This is a genomic window from Capnocytophaga sp. oral taxon 338 str. F0234 (genome assembly GCF_000192225.1).
Taxonomy (GTDB): domain Bacteria; phylum Bacteroidota; class Bacteroidia; order Flavobacteriales; family Flavobacteriaceae; genus Capnocytophaga.
This window is the reverse complement of record NZ_GL872413.1, coordinates 2,244,877-2,261,441: the sequence shown is the minus strand read 5'-3', so window position 1 is coordinate 2,261,441 and position 16,565 is coordinate 2,244,877. Positions and strand designations below refer to the sequence as shown.

General features: G+C 37.9%; 20 protein-coding genes and 1 tRNA gene. 6 read left to right on the top strand and 15 right to left on the bottom strand.

Annotated features, from left to right (window positions below):
* Positions 1–3 precede the first annotated feature (3 nt).
* Complete coding sequence (locus tag HMPREF9071_RS10360) at positions 4–540, top strand: RNA methyltransferase (RefSeq protein ID WP_040358569.1); 537 nt, start codon at positions 4–6, stop codon at positions 538–540.
* Positions 541–542: 2 nt separating this feature from the next.
* On the opposite strand, the gene HMPREF9071_RS10355 is transcribed toward HMPREF9071_RS10360, so the two are convergent.
* Entirely contained in the window at positions 543–905 is a 363-nt protein-coding gene (locus HMPREF9071_RS10355) for a hypothetical protein (protein WP_009746595.1), read from the bottom strand.
* 14 nt (positions 906–919) lie between these two features.
* Positions 920–1,336, bottom strand: a complete 417-nt coding sequence (gene tsaE, locus HMPREF9071_RS10350; RefSeq protein WP_009746594.1) for a tRNA (adenosine(37)-N6)-threonylcarbamoyltransferase complex ATPase subunit type 1 TsaE — start codon at positions 1,334–1,336, stop codon at positions 920–922.
* Positions 1,337–1,400: 64 nt separating this feature from the next.
* Here tsaE and HMPREF9071_RS10345 point away from each other — a divergent pair, with 64 nt between their 5' ends.
* From HMPREF9071_RS10345 to HMPREF9071_RS10330, 4 genes are all read left to right on the top strand, one after another.
* Positions 1,401–2,036 (top strand): DUF4290 domain-containing protein, encoded by a 636-nt coding sequence (locus HMPREF9071_RS10345; protein ID WP_009746593.1) that lies wholly within the window; start codon positions 1,401–1,403, stop codon positions 2,034–2,036.
* A gap of 118 nt (positions 2,037–2,154) precedes the next feature.
* Positions 2,155–3,465, top strand: coding sequence for a UDP-N-acetylglucosamine 1-carboxyvinyltransferase (gene murA, locus HMPREF9071_RS10340; RefSeq protein ID WP_009746592.1), 1,311 nt, complete (start codon positions 2,155–2,157; stop codon positions 3,463–3,465).
* Between the two features lie 110 nt (positions 3,466–3,575).
* Positions 3,576–3,649 (top strand) — tRNA-Arg (locus HMPREF9071_RS10335).
* 113 nt (positions 3,650–3,762) lie between these two features.
* Complete coding sequence (locus tag HMPREF9071_RS10330) at positions 3,763–4,926, top strand: site-specific integrase (protein WP_009746591.1); 1,164 nt, start codon at positions 3,763–3,765, stop codon at positions 4,924–4,926.
* Positions 4,927–4,951: 25 nt separating this feature from the next.
* Here HMPREF9071_RS10330 and HMPREF9071_RS10325 read toward each other — a convergent pair whose 3' ends face one another.
* The 13 genes from HMPREF9071_RS10325 to HMPREF9071_RS10265 all read right to left on the bottom strand — a co-directional run bounded on the left by HMPREF9071_RS10325 (position 4,952) and on the right by HMPREF9071_RS10265 (position 16,052).
* Complete coding sequence (locus HMPREF9071_RS10325; protein ID WP_009746590.1) at positions 4,952–9,280, bottom strand: tape measure protein; 4,329 nt, start codon at positions 9,278–9,280, stop codon at positions 4,952–4,954.
* A 97-nt stretch (positions 9,281–9,377) separates the two neighbouring features.
* Entirely contained in the window at positions 9,378–9,908 is a 531-nt protein-coding gene (locus HMPREF9071_RS10320; protein ID WP_009746589.1) for a hypothetical protein, read from the bottom strand.
* A gap of 9 nt (positions 9,909–9,917) precedes the next feature.
* Complete coding sequence (locus HMPREF9071_RS10315; RefSeq protein ID WP_009746588.1) at positions 9,918–10,421, bottom strand: glycoside hydrolase family 73 protein; 504 nt, start codon at positions 10,419–10,421, stop codon at positions 9,918–9,920.
* Positions 10,422–10,437: 16 nt separating this feature from the next.
* On the bottom strand, positions 10,438–11,046 hold the full coding sequence (locus tag HMPREF9071_RS10310; protein WP_009746587.1) for a hypothetical protein: 609 nt from the start codon (positions 11,044–11,046) through the stop codon (positions 10,438–10,440).
* Positions 11,047–11,243: 197 nt separating this feature from the next.
* Positions 11,244–11,732, bottom strand: a complete 489-nt coding sequence (locus tag HMPREF9071_RS10305; protein ID WP_009746586.1) for a hypothetical protein — start codon at positions 11,730–11,732, stop codon at positions 11,244–11,246.
* Between the two features lie 69 nt (positions 11,733–11,801).
* Positions 11,802–12,254, bottom strand: a complete 453-nt coding sequence (locus tag HMPREF9071_RS10300) for a hypothetical protein (RefSeq protein ID WP_009746585.1) — start codon at positions 12,252–12,254, stop codon at positions 11,802–11,804.
* Between the two features lie 12 nt (positions 12,255–12,266).
* On the bottom strand, positions 12,267–12,668 hold the full coding sequence (locus HMPREF9071_RS10295) for a hypothetical protein (protein WP_009746584.1): 402 nt from the start codon (positions 12,666–12,668) through the stop codon (positions 12,267–12,269).
* The gene (locus tag HMPREF9071_RS10290) at positions 12,665–13,048 is read right to left on the bottom strand and encodes a hypothetical protein (protein ID WP_009746583.1); all 384 of its coding nucleotides are present in this window, start codon (positions 13,046–13,048) and stop codon (positions 12,665–12,667) included. Before HMPREF9071_RS10290 ends, HMPREF9071_RS10295 begins: the two co-directional genes overlap by 4 nt.
* On the bottom strand, positions 13,048–13,368 hold the full coding sequence (locus HMPREF9071_RS10285) for a hypothetical protein (protein WP_009746582.1): 321 nt from the start codon (positions 13,366–13,368) through the stop codon (positions 13,048–13,050). Before HMPREF9071_RS10285 ends, HMPREF9071_RS10290 begins: the two co-directional genes overlap by 1 nt.
* Entirely contained in the window at positions 13,365–13,673 is a 309-nt protein-coding gene (locus HMPREF9071_RS10280) for a DUF6706 family protein (protein ID WP_009746581.1), read from the bottom strand. Before HMPREF9071_RS10280 ends, HMPREF9071_RS10285 begins: the two co-directional genes overlap by 4 nt.
* A 1-nt stretch (position 13,674) precedes the next feature.
* A complete protein-coding gene (locus HMPREF9071_RS10275) occupies positions 13,675–14,748 on the bottom strand; it encodes a hypothetical protein (protein WP_009746580.1) in 1,074 nt (357 codons plus the stop codon).
* 14 nt (positions 14,749–14,762) lie between these two features.
* Positions 14,763–15,338: a head fiber protein gene (locus HMPREF9071_RS10270; protein ID WP_009746579.1), complete on the bottom strand. Its 576-nt coding sequence runs from the start codon at positions 15,336–15,338 to the stop codon at positions 14,763–14,765.
* 21 nt (positions 15,339–15,359) lie between these two features.
* The gene (locus tag HMPREF9071_RS10265; protein WP_009746578.1) at positions 15,360–16,052 is read right to left on the bottom strand and encodes a hypothetical protein; all 693 of its coding nucleotides are present in this window, start codon (positions 16,050–16,052) and stop codon (positions 15,360–15,362) included.
* A 179-nt stretch (positions 16,053–16,231) separates the two neighbouring features.
* On the opposite strand from HMPREF9071_RS10265, the gene HMPREF9071_RS12630 reads away from it, so the two are divergent.
* On the top strand, positions 16,232–16,450 hold the full coding sequence (locus HMPREF9071_RS12630) for a zinc ribbon domain-containing protein (RefSeq protein WP_216698053.1): 219 nt from the start codon (positions 16,232–16,234) through the stop codon (positions 16,448–16,450).
* The last annotated feature ends 115 nt before the right edge of the window (positions 16,451–16,565 follow it).

The window sequence follows — 16,565 nt, the reverse complement described above, 5'->3', positions numbered from 1 at the left end:
GATATGAGGAAGCTAACCAATGAGGAGTTACACCGCTTGAGTATAGATCAATATAGACAGGCAGAAAAGATACCTGTTATTATAGTGTTGGATAATGTGCGAAGCCTCAATAATATAGGCTCTGTTTTTAGGACTGCAGATGCTTTTAGAATAGAAAAGATTTATCTGTGTGGAATTACAGCTTGTCCTCCTCATAAGGATATTCATAAGACAGCTTTAGGAGCTACTGAAAGTGTAACATGGGCGTATGAAAAGGATATTCTCCAGCTGTTAAAGGAACTGCATCAATCTCAAGTGGAGACTATTGCGATAGAGCAAGTAGAAGGAGCGCAAAGTTTATCTGATTTTCTTCCAGAGAAAGGGAAGAAATATGCACTTATCTTTGGTAATGAAGTGGAGGGAGTACAACAAGAGGTTGTCTCCTTATGTGGAAAGGCAATAGAGATTCCCCAATATGGGACGAAGCATTCTTTGAATATTTCCGTGAGTGCTGGTATTGTCATGTGGGAAATAGGACAAAAAATAAGAAAAGAAAGTTAACATCACTTTATAAGAGTGACAGATTTAACGGTGGCTTTTTCAGTACAATTCTCTACTGTTATTTCCAGAGAGGATTGTTGGGTGTCTTTCCCTTGAATTATATAGGTACGACAAGCAGATTGGGTATCACTACGTGAAAAATCTACATTTCCTTCTTTGAAGATAGGGGAGAGAGATTCCATAGTATATCCTTGGGATTGTACCTCTGGTGATATAGTTAAGGGTTTAGACCGTAAATTCTTTAGTACTCGGCAATTAGGTAAATAGCAGAATTCAGTTCCTTTACGCTGAAAGAAAAACATAACGATGATACTGCCTAAGGCAAGTCCAAAGAAAAAGAAACCAAAGCGCTTGAGTAAGCTCATATTATAATAAGGTATTAATTATGCTGTATTATAGTAATTTCTCGAGTATTTTCATCAATAAAGGTGAATAAGACCTCTGTGTATTGATCGGGGAGGAGGGAAGGAATGCGCTCCGCCCATTCTATGAAACACCAGTTATTCTCCTGCCAATATTCCTCTATGCCAAAATCAAGGGCTTCCTGTTCTTGTTCAATACGATAGAGGTCAAAATGGAAGATTTTTCTTTCCTCTCCTTGGTATTCATTTACTAAGGAAAAAGTAGGACTGTTCACCCTTTCTGTAACACCTAAGTGCTTGCAGAGGGCTTTGATGAAAGTGGTTTTACCTACTCCCATAGCTCCCTGAAAAAGAATGACATTGTGAGAGAGAGGGAGTACTTTTTCGGAAAAAGTTTTAGCAAGAGCATCTAACTGCTGAAGAGTATATTGCATATCTGTAAATTCGGGTACAAAAATACAAAAAAATAATTATTAATTGACTTTATAATTTACTAACGTGGAACAAGAAGTTTTAGAATATAATACTGAACGTAATGAGCTTATTATTCCTGAATATGGAAGGCATATTCAGAAAATGGTGGAGAAAGCGATGAAGATAACCGATCGAACTCAACGGAATAATACTGCTAAGGGGATCATTGCTGTGATGGGAAATATGAATCCACACCTAAGAGATGTGCCTGATTTTCAACATAAGCTTTGGGATCAACTTTTTAAGATGTCCAATTTTCAGATAGATGTAGATTCTCCTTTTGAGAAACCTACGAGAGAGTCCACCACGCCTCATCCTGAAAAATTACCCCTTCCTCAGCATCGTCTCAAGTATCGATTCTATGGGAATAACATACTGAAGATGATACAAGTATGTAATAGTTGGGAAGAAGGAGAACTTAAGACTGCCTTAAAATTTTCTATAGCCAATCACATGAAGAAATGTTTCCTTACCTGGAATAAAGAAGGAGTGGAGGATCATGTGATTTTTGAGCATTTGTATGAACTTAGTGATGGGAAGATAGATTTGGCTACTTCGGAAGAGAACCTTAACAGTAAGCCAACTCATTATCAGAAAAAGAATAATAATCCCATGACAAAGAAAAATACAACCTATGGGAAGGGAAAAGGAAGAAAATAATTCAAAGGACTTATAATAGATATTATCATAGGTTGTTAAGAGGTTTCAATTACTATTTAGCCATGACAATATTGGAACTTGTATACATTAATATAAAAACACACTAACTACTATATTTATGGAAAGTTTTAAAATAGAAGGAGGGCATTCTCTGAGTGGGAGTATTACCCCACAAGGAGCAAAAAATGAAGCCCTACAAGTACTTTGCTTGGTATTGCTCACCGATGAGAAAGTGACTATTCACAATATTCCTGATATATTGGATGTGAATAAGCTTATAGGATTGCTGGAGAATTTAGGAGTAAAGATTCAGAAGTTGGCAAAAGGATCTTACTCTTTCCAAGCAGATGAGATTAACATGGATTATCTCTCCACTGCTGAGTTTGCCCAACAAAGCCAAAGCTTACGAGGCTCAATACTTATCTTAGGTCCCCTTTTAGCACGTTTTGGTTATGGAGGTATTCCCAAGCCAGGAGGAGATAAAATAGGACGTCGAAGATTGGATACTCACTTTGATGGTTTTGTAAAATTAGGAGCTACCTTCACCTATTCACAGGAGAAGCACTATTATACGGTAAATGCTCCAGAAGGACTTAGGGGAAACTATATTCTGCTGGATGAAGCTTCTGTAACAGGAACAGCCAATATAGTCATGGCAGCTTCTTTGGCAGAAGGTACCACTACACTATATAATGCGGCTTGTGAGCCATACCTACAACAAGTGTGCCGTATGCTTAATCGGATGGGTGCAGAAATAGAAGGGATAGGCTCCAACCTACTTACTATTAAAGGAGTAAAAAAGTTGAGAGGTTGTACTCACCGAATTTTGCCTGATATGATAGAGATAGGAAGTTGGATAGGGATGGCAGCTATGACACAGAGTGAACTTACAATCAAAGAAGTGGGTTGGGAACACTTGGGATTGATTCCTTCTGTATTTGAACGATTGGGGATATCTCTTGAAAGAAGAGGAGATGATATCTATATTCCTGCACATACGGATGGGTATGAGATACAAAGTTTTATAGATGGTTCAATCCTAACGGTATATGATGCTCCTTGGCCAGGATTTACTCCTGACTTGCTCAGTATTATTTTAGTTACCGCTATTCAGGCAAGAGGAGAGGTACTTATACATCAGAAAATGTTTGAAAGTAGGTTGTTCTTTGTGGACAAACTAATAGATATGGGAGCAAAGATTATTCTGTGTGATCCTCATAGAGCAGTGGTGATAGGAAATGATTTCAGATCACGATTGCGAGCTACAACGATGACCTCTCCTGATATTCGAGCAGGAATAGCGTTGCTTATTGCGGCTCTTTCAGCTAAGGGGACTTCCACCATTCATAATATTGAACAGATAGATCGTGGTTATGAATGTATAGAAGAACGTCTACAAGCAATAGGAGCAAGGATAATTCGAGCATAACTTTTTAGAAATGAATAGGTTATCATATCAATTATTTTTGTATAAAATTAAATAAGAAAATCCTTGCAGACTTAAAAAAAAGTTGTACCTTTGCATTCGTAATAACGATTGGCCTCGTGGCGCAACTGAATAGCGCATCTGATTACGGCTCAGAAGGTTACAGGTTTGAATCCTGTCGAGGTCACTAAAGGGTAACGCACTTCCACACAAAGCGTTACCTTTGTTTTTAACATATAATTTCATCTGTAATTTTTTTAAAATCGGCAAGGTAAACGGCAAGGTAAAAATTACAGACAAATGATAACAAAAACTTTTCAAGGGTGTAGTTACACCGAATTTTGGGTGTCCCCTGCCAATTGGCAAAAAGCTACTAAAAAAGACCTAAATAAAGAATGGTATGTACAATGTACCTTCTTTGATCCTCGCTATGAAAAGAAGTACCCTAAAGGATTCCCCTATCGGAAAAAGGCTAACAAACCCCAATCCATAGAGGAACGCAAGGCGCTTGTTTCTTTCTTTCTCAAAAATATTCCACAACAGTTTAACGACGGGTACAATCCTATCACCAAAAAGTACATGAACCTCAGAAATGAGGGGTTGTATCCTGATTTACTATTCATAGAAGCATTTAGACGCGCTTTGGAAATGAAAACAGGTACTAAATCACACCTATATAATATAAAGTGTGCTATTGATAGATTAGAAAAAGCCAGTGAAGCACTCGGTATGCAGTACATCAAAATCAAAGATTTGCGTCGTGTAGATTTAAAACGTATGCTTGACTATCTACAACTTCCCGATAAGTATTACAATAAATTTGTGATTTACTTCTCAAGTCTCTATCGTGAGCTGATAGAATATGAATGCTGTGAAACTAATATCACAAGGGATATATACCCAAAGAAGGTATTCAAGGAGCCGCGTCTTATTCTTGAAAAAAACGAATTGGAAAGGATTAAAGAGCACTTAAAGGAAAATTACCCCGAGTTCTATCGCTATATGATGATCTTCCTTTACTCAGGGGCACGTAATACGGAATTATTTCGATTACAGCGCAAAGATGTAGATTTGGATAAACAAGAGTTTGTGATACTTCTTGAAAAAGGAGGTCAATATAAGCGATGTACAAAGGTGATACTCGGTCCTGCATTAGGATATTGGCAGGATATATGCAGTGAGTGCCAAAGCCCCGATGATTATTTCTTTGCCTTAAACTTCGCACCAAGTAAGAAAATGGGACATAAGGAAATTGTTACCCGTTTTTGGAAACGCAATGTAAAGGATAAACTCGGTATTGAAGCTGATTTTTATTCCCTCAAGCACTATATGCTGGATAACTTGGATAGCGATACTGCTATGTTATTAGCTTCCCACACCAACAAAAATACCACAGCTATCTATCAAGTAAATAAGGCTAAAAAAGATAGGGAAATGCTCAAACATCTCAAAATAGAGATATAAGAAAAGCCCCTTAATTGGGGCTTTTTTATGATCTTATTTTAATTCCTTTGGTTTGAATATCGCTTAACACATTTTTCACTCCTGCAAGGTCTGTTTCCATTTTGTTTAGCTTGTATGTATTAGCTTCAATCCCTGCAAGATGTCTCAGTTGTTGTGCCGCATTGCTTTGCATAGACTGATTCATTTCCCTGATGAAGTTAGCGGTCTGTATAGCGGTATTCTTTATCTCGGCACTTAGTTGTGTTTGCAGTCTGAATTGTCCGTTAAGTTCGTCGGCGCTGTCTTGGCTCATTCGTGCAAGTCCTTTCTCTACGGCTTTGCGCTGTTCATTGAGAAAATCAAAATTAGGGTCATAAGACTTTGCTAAGTCATTCATGCTTTTATAAAGGGCTTTCATATTATCAAGATTCCCTTTCATTGAATTTCCAAATTGAGCCACCAATTCAGCTGATTTACGTGCAACTTCCTCTTTAGTAAGTTCCTTATTAGCCCCCTTTTTATATACTTTTTCGATTTCTTTTTGAAAAGTCTTAAATTTTTCTGCAACAAAAATTTCATATACAAGTTGTTTGCCTAACTTACCTATTACATTTCCTACAGACTTGGCAAAACTCTCAAAAGCGTCTTCTCCTGTTTGTAACGATTTCACTACACTATCTACAATAGAGGTGCCAAGTTCTCCAAAGGTATTTTTCAGGTATTCATCAAATTGTTTTTTAGCCTCTTTTGCTTCTTTATAGTAATTAACAATTTGCTCAAGAGCTTCCTTGTGCCCTTCCTTAAATTCTCTTGTTTTAAGGATACTATCTGCCAAACTTTCATTTAGTTCTCCATTCTCTTTTATTAAATCGGGATAATATTCAGTAATACTTTGGTAACCTCCTTTTGCAAGTGTTTTTATTTCTATTTTTTCCAAAGAGGTCCTCGTATCCTCCACTTTGCCGTATCTATTAGGATCTCCTCTCCTGTTACTTTCAGAAGGCACACCACTATCATAAGAACGAAATGTGCCTATAAATCGCTGTGCTTGATAATTTTTCTTTGTTACTCTATAGAATTTTTCCATTTGAGTGAGATATATATCCATATATCCAATAGCAATAGAAAGTTCTTTTGTCCCGAAAATACTCTTATAATCATTCATTAAAAACATTTCCTTTGTCAATAAATGATTATATTCTTTATGCTGATTGATTATTTGTTGTTCAGTCTTCAAATATTCAGCTCTCCTCTCTGCCATTTTTTTCTGTTTATTCATTACAAGAGAGGTTACCAAACCTACAGCTCCTCCTATTAAAGCTCCATACCCTCCTCCAACAGAAGCCCCCATACTTGCGCCTGATAGGGTTTTATCAATGATGTTTCCAACTTCTTCCATTGTTTTTCCTATCTTTTTCAAGGCTTCATTTCCTGTATTTTCTCCAAGTTTAGAAAAATCACTTCCAAAAGATTTTATGGCTCCTGAAACAGCTTGTGCTGATGATAGCATTCCATTGAACGCTTCCTGCCATTCGGCTGTGTTTGGCTTGGATTTGAACATCTTTTTGATGTTTGTGCCAAGTTTTCCAAAAGCAGTATCACTGCGGTTAGCAGTGTCTCTCGCTTGTTCCAATTGCTGTCGGAGGTTTTGGATATATTCTACGTTGTCCTTGTCACTCATGTCAAGGGTGCTTGCTAATGCGTCAATTTCTTTTTCAGCGTCTACAATGGTTTGACGGATTTCCTTGACAGTCTTTTTACGCATGTTCTCAAAGAGTTTAGCAATAGCTGTTCCTTCTTTCTTATAGAGTATATCTAACTTTTTAAGTTCACGAGCTTTCTCGTCTTGTGCTTTTTTGACTTGTGGAGCGTCGGCACCTAACTTGGCTTGCATGGCAGCTATATCGGCATTGTACTTTTCCTCAATCGCTTTGCGTTGGTCGGTATAGGTTTGGTACTTCTCTAAGAGTTCTTTGTACATAGCCTCCTGCTGACGGGTATATTCGTCTAAATTGTCCTGATTGAGTACTCGCTGATTCTCTGCTATTCTCGCTTCTTCCTTGTGGATTGCCTCGGTATCAGTATTGAAGTCTTCCCCTTTCTTCCACTTCCCCGCTGCTTCGTCTTGGGCTTTCTGCTGCTCTATAAAAGCCTGTAGTTCGTCTTCTCCTTTGCGCTTGATTGTTTCGGCTCGTTTCTCATACTCAAAGACAAGCAGAGCGTTACGCTTTTCAGCTCCTTCTTTCATTCCCCTAATCTTAGCCTCATCTTCCTCAAACATCCTATCCTTTTCCAAACGTTCTCTATCCCTTGCGTACTTCTCATAATCAAAAGTTGGAAGTTCGGATTTGGTTTTAGTCTTAGTGCTTTTTTTTGAGGAATTTCTTTCGGTTAAATCAATACCCGTTAAGCTCTTATATCTATCAATATACCCTTTAAGCGTATTTTCATTCTCGGATAGTTCTCTTTCGGTCGTTTCTGATACAATGCTATTTTTATTAGCGTTCTTTTGCTTACTAATTTTTTTTTGGAGCGATAAAATATCAGCATATAACTTCCTTGTATCTGTAGTCTTTTCATTCTCCTGCTGTTTGAGTTTAATTTGTCTTTCAGTAGCTTGGTTATACATACCCAGCTCCTCCCAACTGAATTTTAAATAAGGATTATTACTATCTACTTTATTATAGGAGAATTTAGCAAGCCCCTCACGCTCTTTCTTCTTGATATTGTAAGCCTCATTGATAAGTTTCTTTTCCGCTTGTATATCCGCAAGGTTTTTGCTTGAAAGGGCATTTTCGTAGTTGTTTACATCAAGTTTAACAACGACTTTTTTCTGTTTGCCCATTAAAAGTTTATCGGATTCGATTTGTTTTTTCAATCTATCTATAGACTGTTGTATTCCTACAGAAGCAGTACTATCTACTTTTTCCTGTAATTTTTCTAATCGTTTTATTTCTGCTTCTTTAGCTTGTATACTTTTTTCCGTATTAGTTACAGCTTCCCTTGATAGATTATCATTCATTGTTTCATAACGTCCATTCAAATCTTTCAACACTTGAGACATCTCACGTAACACTTGATTTAGAGAGGAGTATTTATCAAGTACTCCGTCTGTTGTATTTTGTAATTCTAAGAAAGCCTTGTTTCGTTCATTCCAAGATTTGGTTTCATCTTGAATAACTCCTATTAGCTTGTTAATTCGATTTTTCTCTTTATCTATTTTATTAGCTTGCTCCTCTCTAAGTTGATTGTGTCTTTCAGTAGCTTCAGCATTGGCATCTGTGCTGCTTTTCAAAGCCCACAAAGCCATTCCTAACCCTACCACAGCAGTAGCTACCAATACATAAGGATTGGCTTTCATTACAGTGTTTAAGGCAGCAGTAGCTATAGTTTGAGCTTTAGTAGCAGCAGTCTGAATACCTTTTGCAATGGCATCTTCCTTAGCAGCTACAGCCCATCCCTTTGTAATAGCAATATTAACTAATACTGCAGTGCGATAAGTTCCATAAGTAACAATCATTCCTGCTATTACTCTGCCTAACGTTTGGTAGTTTTCAACTAAAAAAGCAACCCCTTGAATAGCACCTGACACATACCCTTCGCTGGCTTTTCCTATCTCATTGAGCATTTGGTTAAAACTGTCTCCTAAGTTGGAAATTTGTCCCCCAAAACTCTTACTCTGCTCTGCCATTAGGTTAAAGAATAGCCCGCCCTCATTGGTCATATTTTTGATAACGGCTTGTACTTCAGGAAAACCAATCTTCCCTGCGCTGACCATGTCCTTTATCTCGGTTTCACTCTTACCTACCACCTTGCTAAGCTCGGCAATGATAGGAATACCTGCATTCATAAACTGATACAAGTCATTAGTCATTAACTTGCCTTGTGCTTTGACTTGTCCGTACACATGAATAAGTTGTCCCATAGGCACTCCTAATCCCGCAGCTACATCTCCCATACGGCGGAGGGTCTCGGTTACTTCCTCAGCAGGAACCTGAAAAGCAAGCAAACGCTTAGCCCCTTCAGATACTTCTTCTAATCCGAAAGGGGTTTTAGCAGCAAGGTCTGCCATTTGCGACATTAGTGCATTAGCTTTTTCCTTGCTCTTGAGCATAGTGCTAAAAGATATTTCGAGCTGTTGAAATTGCGAGCGTACCTCAATTACTTGATTGACAAAAGCCTTTGCCTGTGAAAAAGTAAAAACCGCTAATGCTCCCTTAGCGAGAGTATCAATAGACTGCTGTAGCTTATTTGTTTCACGTTGGGAGCTTTGCATTGAATTATTGAACATTCGCTCCATTTCGCGAAGTCTGCTGTCTAATTGGGTAAGGCTTAGAGTAGCCTCAAAGTCTATACTTCCGTTGGTGATATTCATAATTATAGTGGGTTTAAGGTTAAAGATAAATTTATATAATAAACGCCCCTGAAAAGGGACGTTCTACAAGAAAACAACTAAGAATAAATAAGAATTTTTATTTAAACCACCTAAACAACTTAAATCTCCAAATAATAAAAACTACTATTCCAAGTAATAGAACGATTGTTATTAAGATAAAATTAAACCTTTTGACTTCCTTTTGTTTAGTGATTTGTTGCATTTCTGATTGTGATTTATAGCTGTAATTATTGTTAGTAGTTACTGCTTCTTTTTCTTCATTATTAACTTGCACGAGGTCTTTTTCTATTACACTATTTGCTTTTAACTTAACTATTCCCCCTCGTACGATTATTGTTTCGCTTGTTCCGTCTCTCACATGGTTGTAAAACAATTCTTTGGCATTTCCAACAGAGTCCTTATCACTCTCAAGGGTGATTTCGTACGATTGGGACTGCTGAAGGTCAAAAGTGCTTACCTTTTGGGTCTTTTCTACGTGTGTAGAACTGTCTTTGACTTCCTTTCTTTCGCTCTTTTGCTCTTCTTTCAGCTCGGTTCGGCTTGATTTCTTGCTCCTGCAACCACCTAATAGCAGAAGGGCTAAGAGTAAATACATAATCTTTTTCATACATAACTGTTATTTTACTTTCTCAATTTCTCCTATGAGTTTTTTCAAGCTCTCTGCATAGTTCGGAGCAGTGGCATACCCTGCCTTAGCTACTTCTTCGGCAAACTTGTATGGGTCGGATTTTACAAGCAATGCCTTTGCGTATCGCTTGTTCCTGAAAAAGAAATTAGCATGGTCTGTAAAACACTCCTCTGGGGTATCGTATTTCATAAACCAATCTCGTACGATATACAAGTATTTTCCGTCCGTGCGCTTTGTGATACTAATCACTTCAGGAAATTTGCTCTTTTCATTAGGAGTACCCAATACTTCTGTAGTTCTTATCAGTTGTTTTTTATTTATTGGTGTATCTTTTTTTGCTTTCACTCCAAAAAACATATTCCCAGGCGCCCTTTCTCCCCAGCCACTCTCTAACGCTGCTTGTGCCAAAATAAACAAATGAGAAATCCCTATCTTTCTCTCTGTTTCAAGCGCAAAGGGCTTGTATTTAGTTATAAATTCTTTTTTTGTCATCCTCGTTATATTTTAATTAATTATTTTCTTCCTCTTTTCCCTCTTTATTATTTTCAGTCATCCCCTTGTTAATCTTATCAAAGAAATCCTTGAGTTTCCCCTCCCGCTCATAATTGTACAACGCTTTCATAATGAATTGTGGAGGATACTTCCCGTTTGTAAGGATAAATGCGTTCTTTAGGGTTTTACTCACTGGATATAATAATGTGGTGAGTTGTACTACGATTTTAAATATCTTACCCATTTCAGATTCATCAAGAGGAATACTAAGCAATGATAATGAAATATATACAGCAACTATGATAAATACCATTTCTGTATTCTTGACAAGAAATTTTTTAATGCTAAAAGTTCCTGCCTTAAAATGATATACCCCTCCAACCAAAGCATTGATTAATAATGCTGTACATATACCTGCGTAAAAGAACTCATTTTTGTCTTTCCACATAGAGAAGTACGAGTACAACATCAAAAGCGGAATACTCTTAAAGAATGCGAGAAAGAAGTAATAAATCCTATCCCTTAAGTGTATCCTATCATCAAAGTAAAAGAGCAGCACCAAGGGGGTAGCCCATATTGCTATTTTTAGTTTAACTTTTATAAGCCATTGTAAAATTTTTTTCATCTACGATTGATTGATAAGTTTATCTAACTCCTTGTTGTAATCGGGGCTTTTGTCGGTTATTATTTTGTCTTTGTCCTTTTCATCGTTATACAAATATTCAGGTATTACACTGTTATATAGAATGATGTTTGCAAAGGAAATATCATATAGAGCCTCGTTAAAAGTTACATTAGGATATTGCTTTAAAAAACCACCGACTATTGCCCAAAGGCTATCGTTTCGCTCACTTTCCTTATCGGTTTCAGCATGTTTGCTTCGTTTAGGAAAGTGATAAGCATAAAAAAATCAGAAGTCTGCATTTTGCCGAGTAGCTGAATAAAAAGTGTCCCCGCTTCTTGTATGCTTAGTTGATATAGTATTTTGTCTGTGAGTGCTTGGATTTGTTTTTTGTAGTGACAACTAAAGATATTTTTAAACCATTTCCATAAGGTCCTTTTGGGATTGGAAGCACCGAGTATCATTATAGCGAGGGCACGAGCTATATGTTTGCCATGGATAGCTTTTTTGAAAGCTTCGCCTAATGCTTTTTCCTTGTTGATTTCTTCCATTGGTATATGAGCAATTTCTTGAGATACAAGAATAAGAGTAGCAAGGGTAGGTTGTGAAACTTGGTAAGTGCTACCCGCTATATTTACAGATTGTTCCTGCTGTAGTATGGTTTGAGCTGTCTTTTGTTGAATATCCACATTCTTAAAATTAAAAGATGAAAGGTAAAAGGTAATTAGGTTTTCGTCTATTACCTTTTACCTAAATAATTATCCGTTGTACTCTTTGAGCATTTTCCCTGTTTTGGGTTTGAGAGCCGTAAAGGTATATTTTATTTTACCTCCTATCTCACTGTCCCACGTTTTTATAGACGAAACATTGGTTTTATCCATTATAAAGCCTTTTGCACTACTGTTTTCAGGTGAAAGTCTCACAGCATACTGGTCAAGGATAATACCATCTTCGTCTGGAATAGGCGTAACAAGGTCGTCTGTTTCGTAGATTTCAAACTCCAACTTATACTTGCTGGCGTTCTTACGGGTAGCAATAATTTCACCACCTTCTACTTTAGCTTCTTTGCTATCTCCTTCTTCTGTCTCTAACTTTGTCGAGTTTTCAACAGGTGTAGGAAACGCTTTCCAAGTGGGAGCAGAAGGCATTTCGCCATTCTCCAACTTGACATATTCTATTTTGGGTTTCCCCCAGCTTATGATATTTGCCATTTCTTAAATGTTTTAATCGTTACTAAATCGTTTGTATTTGAGGACGGCATTTACTAAATTTTGGAACTCATTTTCCTCAAAACTGTTAATGGTTTGTTCTTGTATAAAGAAATATTCATCGGTTATACGTCGTACCAATTGGCTCATAAACTCCTCAATTTCCAAGATACGAGCGATGTTCTTCACGTTCTTTTGTGTGCCTATATTAATTTTAGGCACATAGAAATTGATATTTACCTTACCCTCTTGTATGTCTTTGTTGATACCTGTAAGGTAGCCAATTACACAATCTTCTTTGGTGGAATTGTGTGGACGTGTGCCTTGCAAATATACATCACCACTGATGAAATTCTTTATTTCGTTTTTGAACGTATCAAAAACGTCTTTTTCTATTTGCGTACCTCCTTTTTTCATAGGGTAAATAATTGTTTTAAGATATTTTTAGCCATTAGCTCCGCACTACTGAGTACATTAAATCCTTTTGCTTCTACGTAAGCGGCATAATTCATTCCTGCTACTACAATCAGAACTAAATCTTTTGGATATTGGGCTTTGATTTCCTCAATATGGGTGCGGTTTAGTTTAGAAATATTACTTTGAGACTTCTCTACCCCATTTAGTAGCACTACATAACCTACCGAGTTACGAAGGTTGCCCGTTCTATCGGTATATGCCCCATTATCTCGTGCTTCAATGATACATCGTTCGCCAACCTCAATGAATTTATTTGTAGCTTCATTGATATACTTTTCTTTGATTTTATCAAAGGTAATGTTTAGCTTTCCTTCTATCATTATACAGTGATTTTGGTTCTACCCACTAAATCGGCGTGCTCAATGCTTTGTACTTCAAACTCTCCTAAGTCGTACCCTTTATTATTAATAAGTCGTACCCTTTTAGCTTTAAAAATATGCACCCCATAGTCAAACCATACCGTAAATGAACATTGAGTAAAAGTACTATCCTTAAAAGTTCCTTTTTGGTTATAGGTATTAGCTACAATGTGGCAAGGTATGGGATCGCTCCATTGGGTAGTTCCCACTTGTGGTATACCATTTACAAGCTCACCACCTACTATAGTTTGCACTTGCAAAGTGCCGTTATCTAATATCATATAAATATTACTCTGGGTTTCTTAGTGAGTTCGTCTTTAAGTCCTAACCGCTTGCATTCACTGCCATAGAATGCGATAATATCGTCCTTGCTGGCACGTGATAGACTTGTACCTCCTTCTGATACTGAACTTGGGTGCAATAACATTTGAGGAATGAACTTGATGAAAGTAATATAGAGTTTCTTTTGCTCATCGACGGTGGCTTCGTTTGATAAATCGGGAATGTTTAAGTCTAAAAGGTCTGCATCAGATAGAGATAGTCCTAAAGAGGCGAACCTTTGACGGAAATAATCCTTTTTAGTCATCTTAGCCCATATTAGAAGTGTTAATCACTGCCATGCGCTGAGGAGCGGTGATGTTTGGTATCCACTCACAGCCGTACTCTATAAAACGACCTTCTTCTGTACGTTTAGTGGTGATAAAATGACCACCCTCTAATACAGTGTAGGCTCTATCGGGAACACGGTCAGCAAGCTCGTAAGGTTGATGCCACATCATTTTCCCAATTTTTGCAGTAGGCAACAAGGAAATACGTTCATTAGCAAAGATGTTGGTACTTGTTCCGTCTTCTTTTACCACGTAATCCTCAACAATACGGATAGGTGGTAATCCTATCCCAGTGAGCAGCTGGTTTGCCATTGCTTCGGTGATGATACCTCCCGCAACGCCTATTTGTGCGCCACCTAATACCATTTTATAGGTGCTTTTGAACTCATCGGAAGCCACGATACGTTTGTTGAAAGTGCTACGTGTCATTTCCATAAGTGCAAAAGTGCCTACTTTGGCTCTGGTTTCTTCCACTATCTTTTGCAAGTAGGCAATGAAATTAGGCTTTTCGGCACTGGTGGGGTTGAATTTCATCACGGGGAGTTCCATTTTCATAAGGGTTATACCCTCTTTGTTGTCGTCTAATTTTACTTCGCCTTCACCGGTAGAGATGAGTTGCCCCACTACATAATCCATACGCTTATGAGGAGCGAGAGTACATTGGCGAATATCGTCTGCAAGGTAATTGATAATTTCGGTAAGTACGGCGGGTTGCCCTGCTCCTGCCTCATTGTACTTGTCGATGAGTTGTTGCACGATACTAAGACGTTCGTTATCCATTTGGAAAGAGTTACCCAAATCGGCAACCTCACCAGTACCACTACCAAGTGTTTTGCGTTCACGGATAGGCTTTCCTGAGTTCTTATCGATAATAGATCCCATTACTACACCAGTAACTGTGCCGAGATAGGTTTTGAACAAACGTGATTTGGTTTCTTCAAAATCTAAGTATCGCTTCCATACGATAGTATCAATGGTAGTTTGCATTACCCTATCAATTACCGCTTTAATGATGAGAGGGCTGTTAAAGAGTTTTTCTAATGTTAAAATCATTGTTTGAGTGTTTTTTAGATGAACATAAATCTTGCCCCAAGTGTTTCCTTATCTTGTTCCGATACGGGAGCATATAGCTTTTCGGTTTGGATTTCATAAGCCTGTCCGAGAGCTGTAACAGTTGCACCAGCTTCTTTCTTCACATGTGCATAGTTAAGGAAATTGGCGGGGTTCTTGACATCTTTACCTGTGTCTGCTTTGGCTTCAAAAAGTACTTCTCCTGTTTTCACTCCTGTAATGGTAGCGGAAAGGGTAAGGGTGTCATAATTGGCATTGGAGGTATCTATAGCGGTAATGGTTGCGCCCTTGCTACCGGTACCCAAGTGCATTCCTTTTTTTACAAGGCTTCCTTTCTGGACTTTTAGAGTAGTGTTGTCTATATTTTCAACAGCTTTTACACTCTTTGCCACTTTAGCGGTTCGTGTTTTAAAATCAATAGACAAAGGCGCAAGTACAGGTATATATTGACCATCTGCTATATCTTCATCATTAATATTAAAACCTCCTGCCAATCGGTAGCCTGATTTAACATTGTAGAGTTCTTTCTCTACATCTTGACCTTTGAGATCATACTTAATTCCTGCTGGCATTTTGTTTATTATTTAATGTTATTAATTTGTAGCAGTTGCTTTTTTGGCTTCTGCGATTTCTTTAGTGCCTTGCTCGATGAGTTTGGCAATTGTCTCTTCCTCTTTAAGAGGAGTGTCTGGGTTGTCGGGGGCTTTGGAGTAAGAGAAACCCAAATCAGCAAGCTCTTGTTTTTGTTTTTCAAAGCCGTTGCTTACTTCGATAGTAAGAGTTTCTACGGCAGCATTGTCAGCAAATTCCCGCCCTGCAAGTGCGGGAGTGTAGTAGCTTTCGGGGATGTTTTTCTCTTTCATTGCCCTGATGAATTGTTCTTTAAGGGTTTCGGATGTGCGACCTTTTTGGAACTCTGTGAATGTGTTTTGCAGTGCGTTGAGCTTTTCAAGCACGGCGGTGAGTTCCGGATTAGGTTGTTGCTGGTTGCTTCCTTGTGTAGGTTGCGTGTTAGCGGGTTCGTTACCCTTTTCGAACTTGGCTTTCCAATCCTCAGCTTCTTTCTTGTATTTTTCGCTTTCTGTTTTGAAAGTGTTTACTCGACTATCGGCAAACGATTGGAAATGTTTTAGCATAGATTCAGCCCCAGCAATAGCTGGTTCTACTTGTGCTTCTTCGGTTACGAAAGTGCTTAAATTAGTGGCTACTCCTTCGAGCACTTGTGCACTCAACCCTAATGCTGCATACTTAGTTTTGAGCGCTTGTAAGATTTTTTCTTTAAGCATAATATATTACGTATTAATATGGCAAAGGTATGACATGGGTAGCAAATAGCTGCTATAGCTGTTTGTGTAAAGTTTGTTCTTTTTTTGAATTTTCTTTGAATTTTTTCTAATTTAGGGAAGTGTAAAACTTTAACTCTCGTAATTGAGGGCTTTATTTATCGTTTGAGCCGAGTTCCAAGCTGTGCGGTGTCTGTGGTTATATCAACAAAGAGCTTACACTGAAAGATAGAGAATGGACTTGTCCTAATTGTGGTACACACCACGATAGAGACAAGAACGTCTCTATCAATATCAAGCACTTTGCTTTAAAAGATAGGATCTGTGGAACACAGAGTCAAGATCGGGACGAACTGCCAACATTAGTTGGAGTGTTGACTCCCAAAGCCTCTACCCTTTAGAGGTAGTAGGTAGTTCACAAATATAACAAAGACCACCTTAATTTTGTAAGGTAGTCTTTGTTTTAATTAAAGGGCGAAAGCTCGGCTTAACATCTATCTATTGCGTATAGCTTTG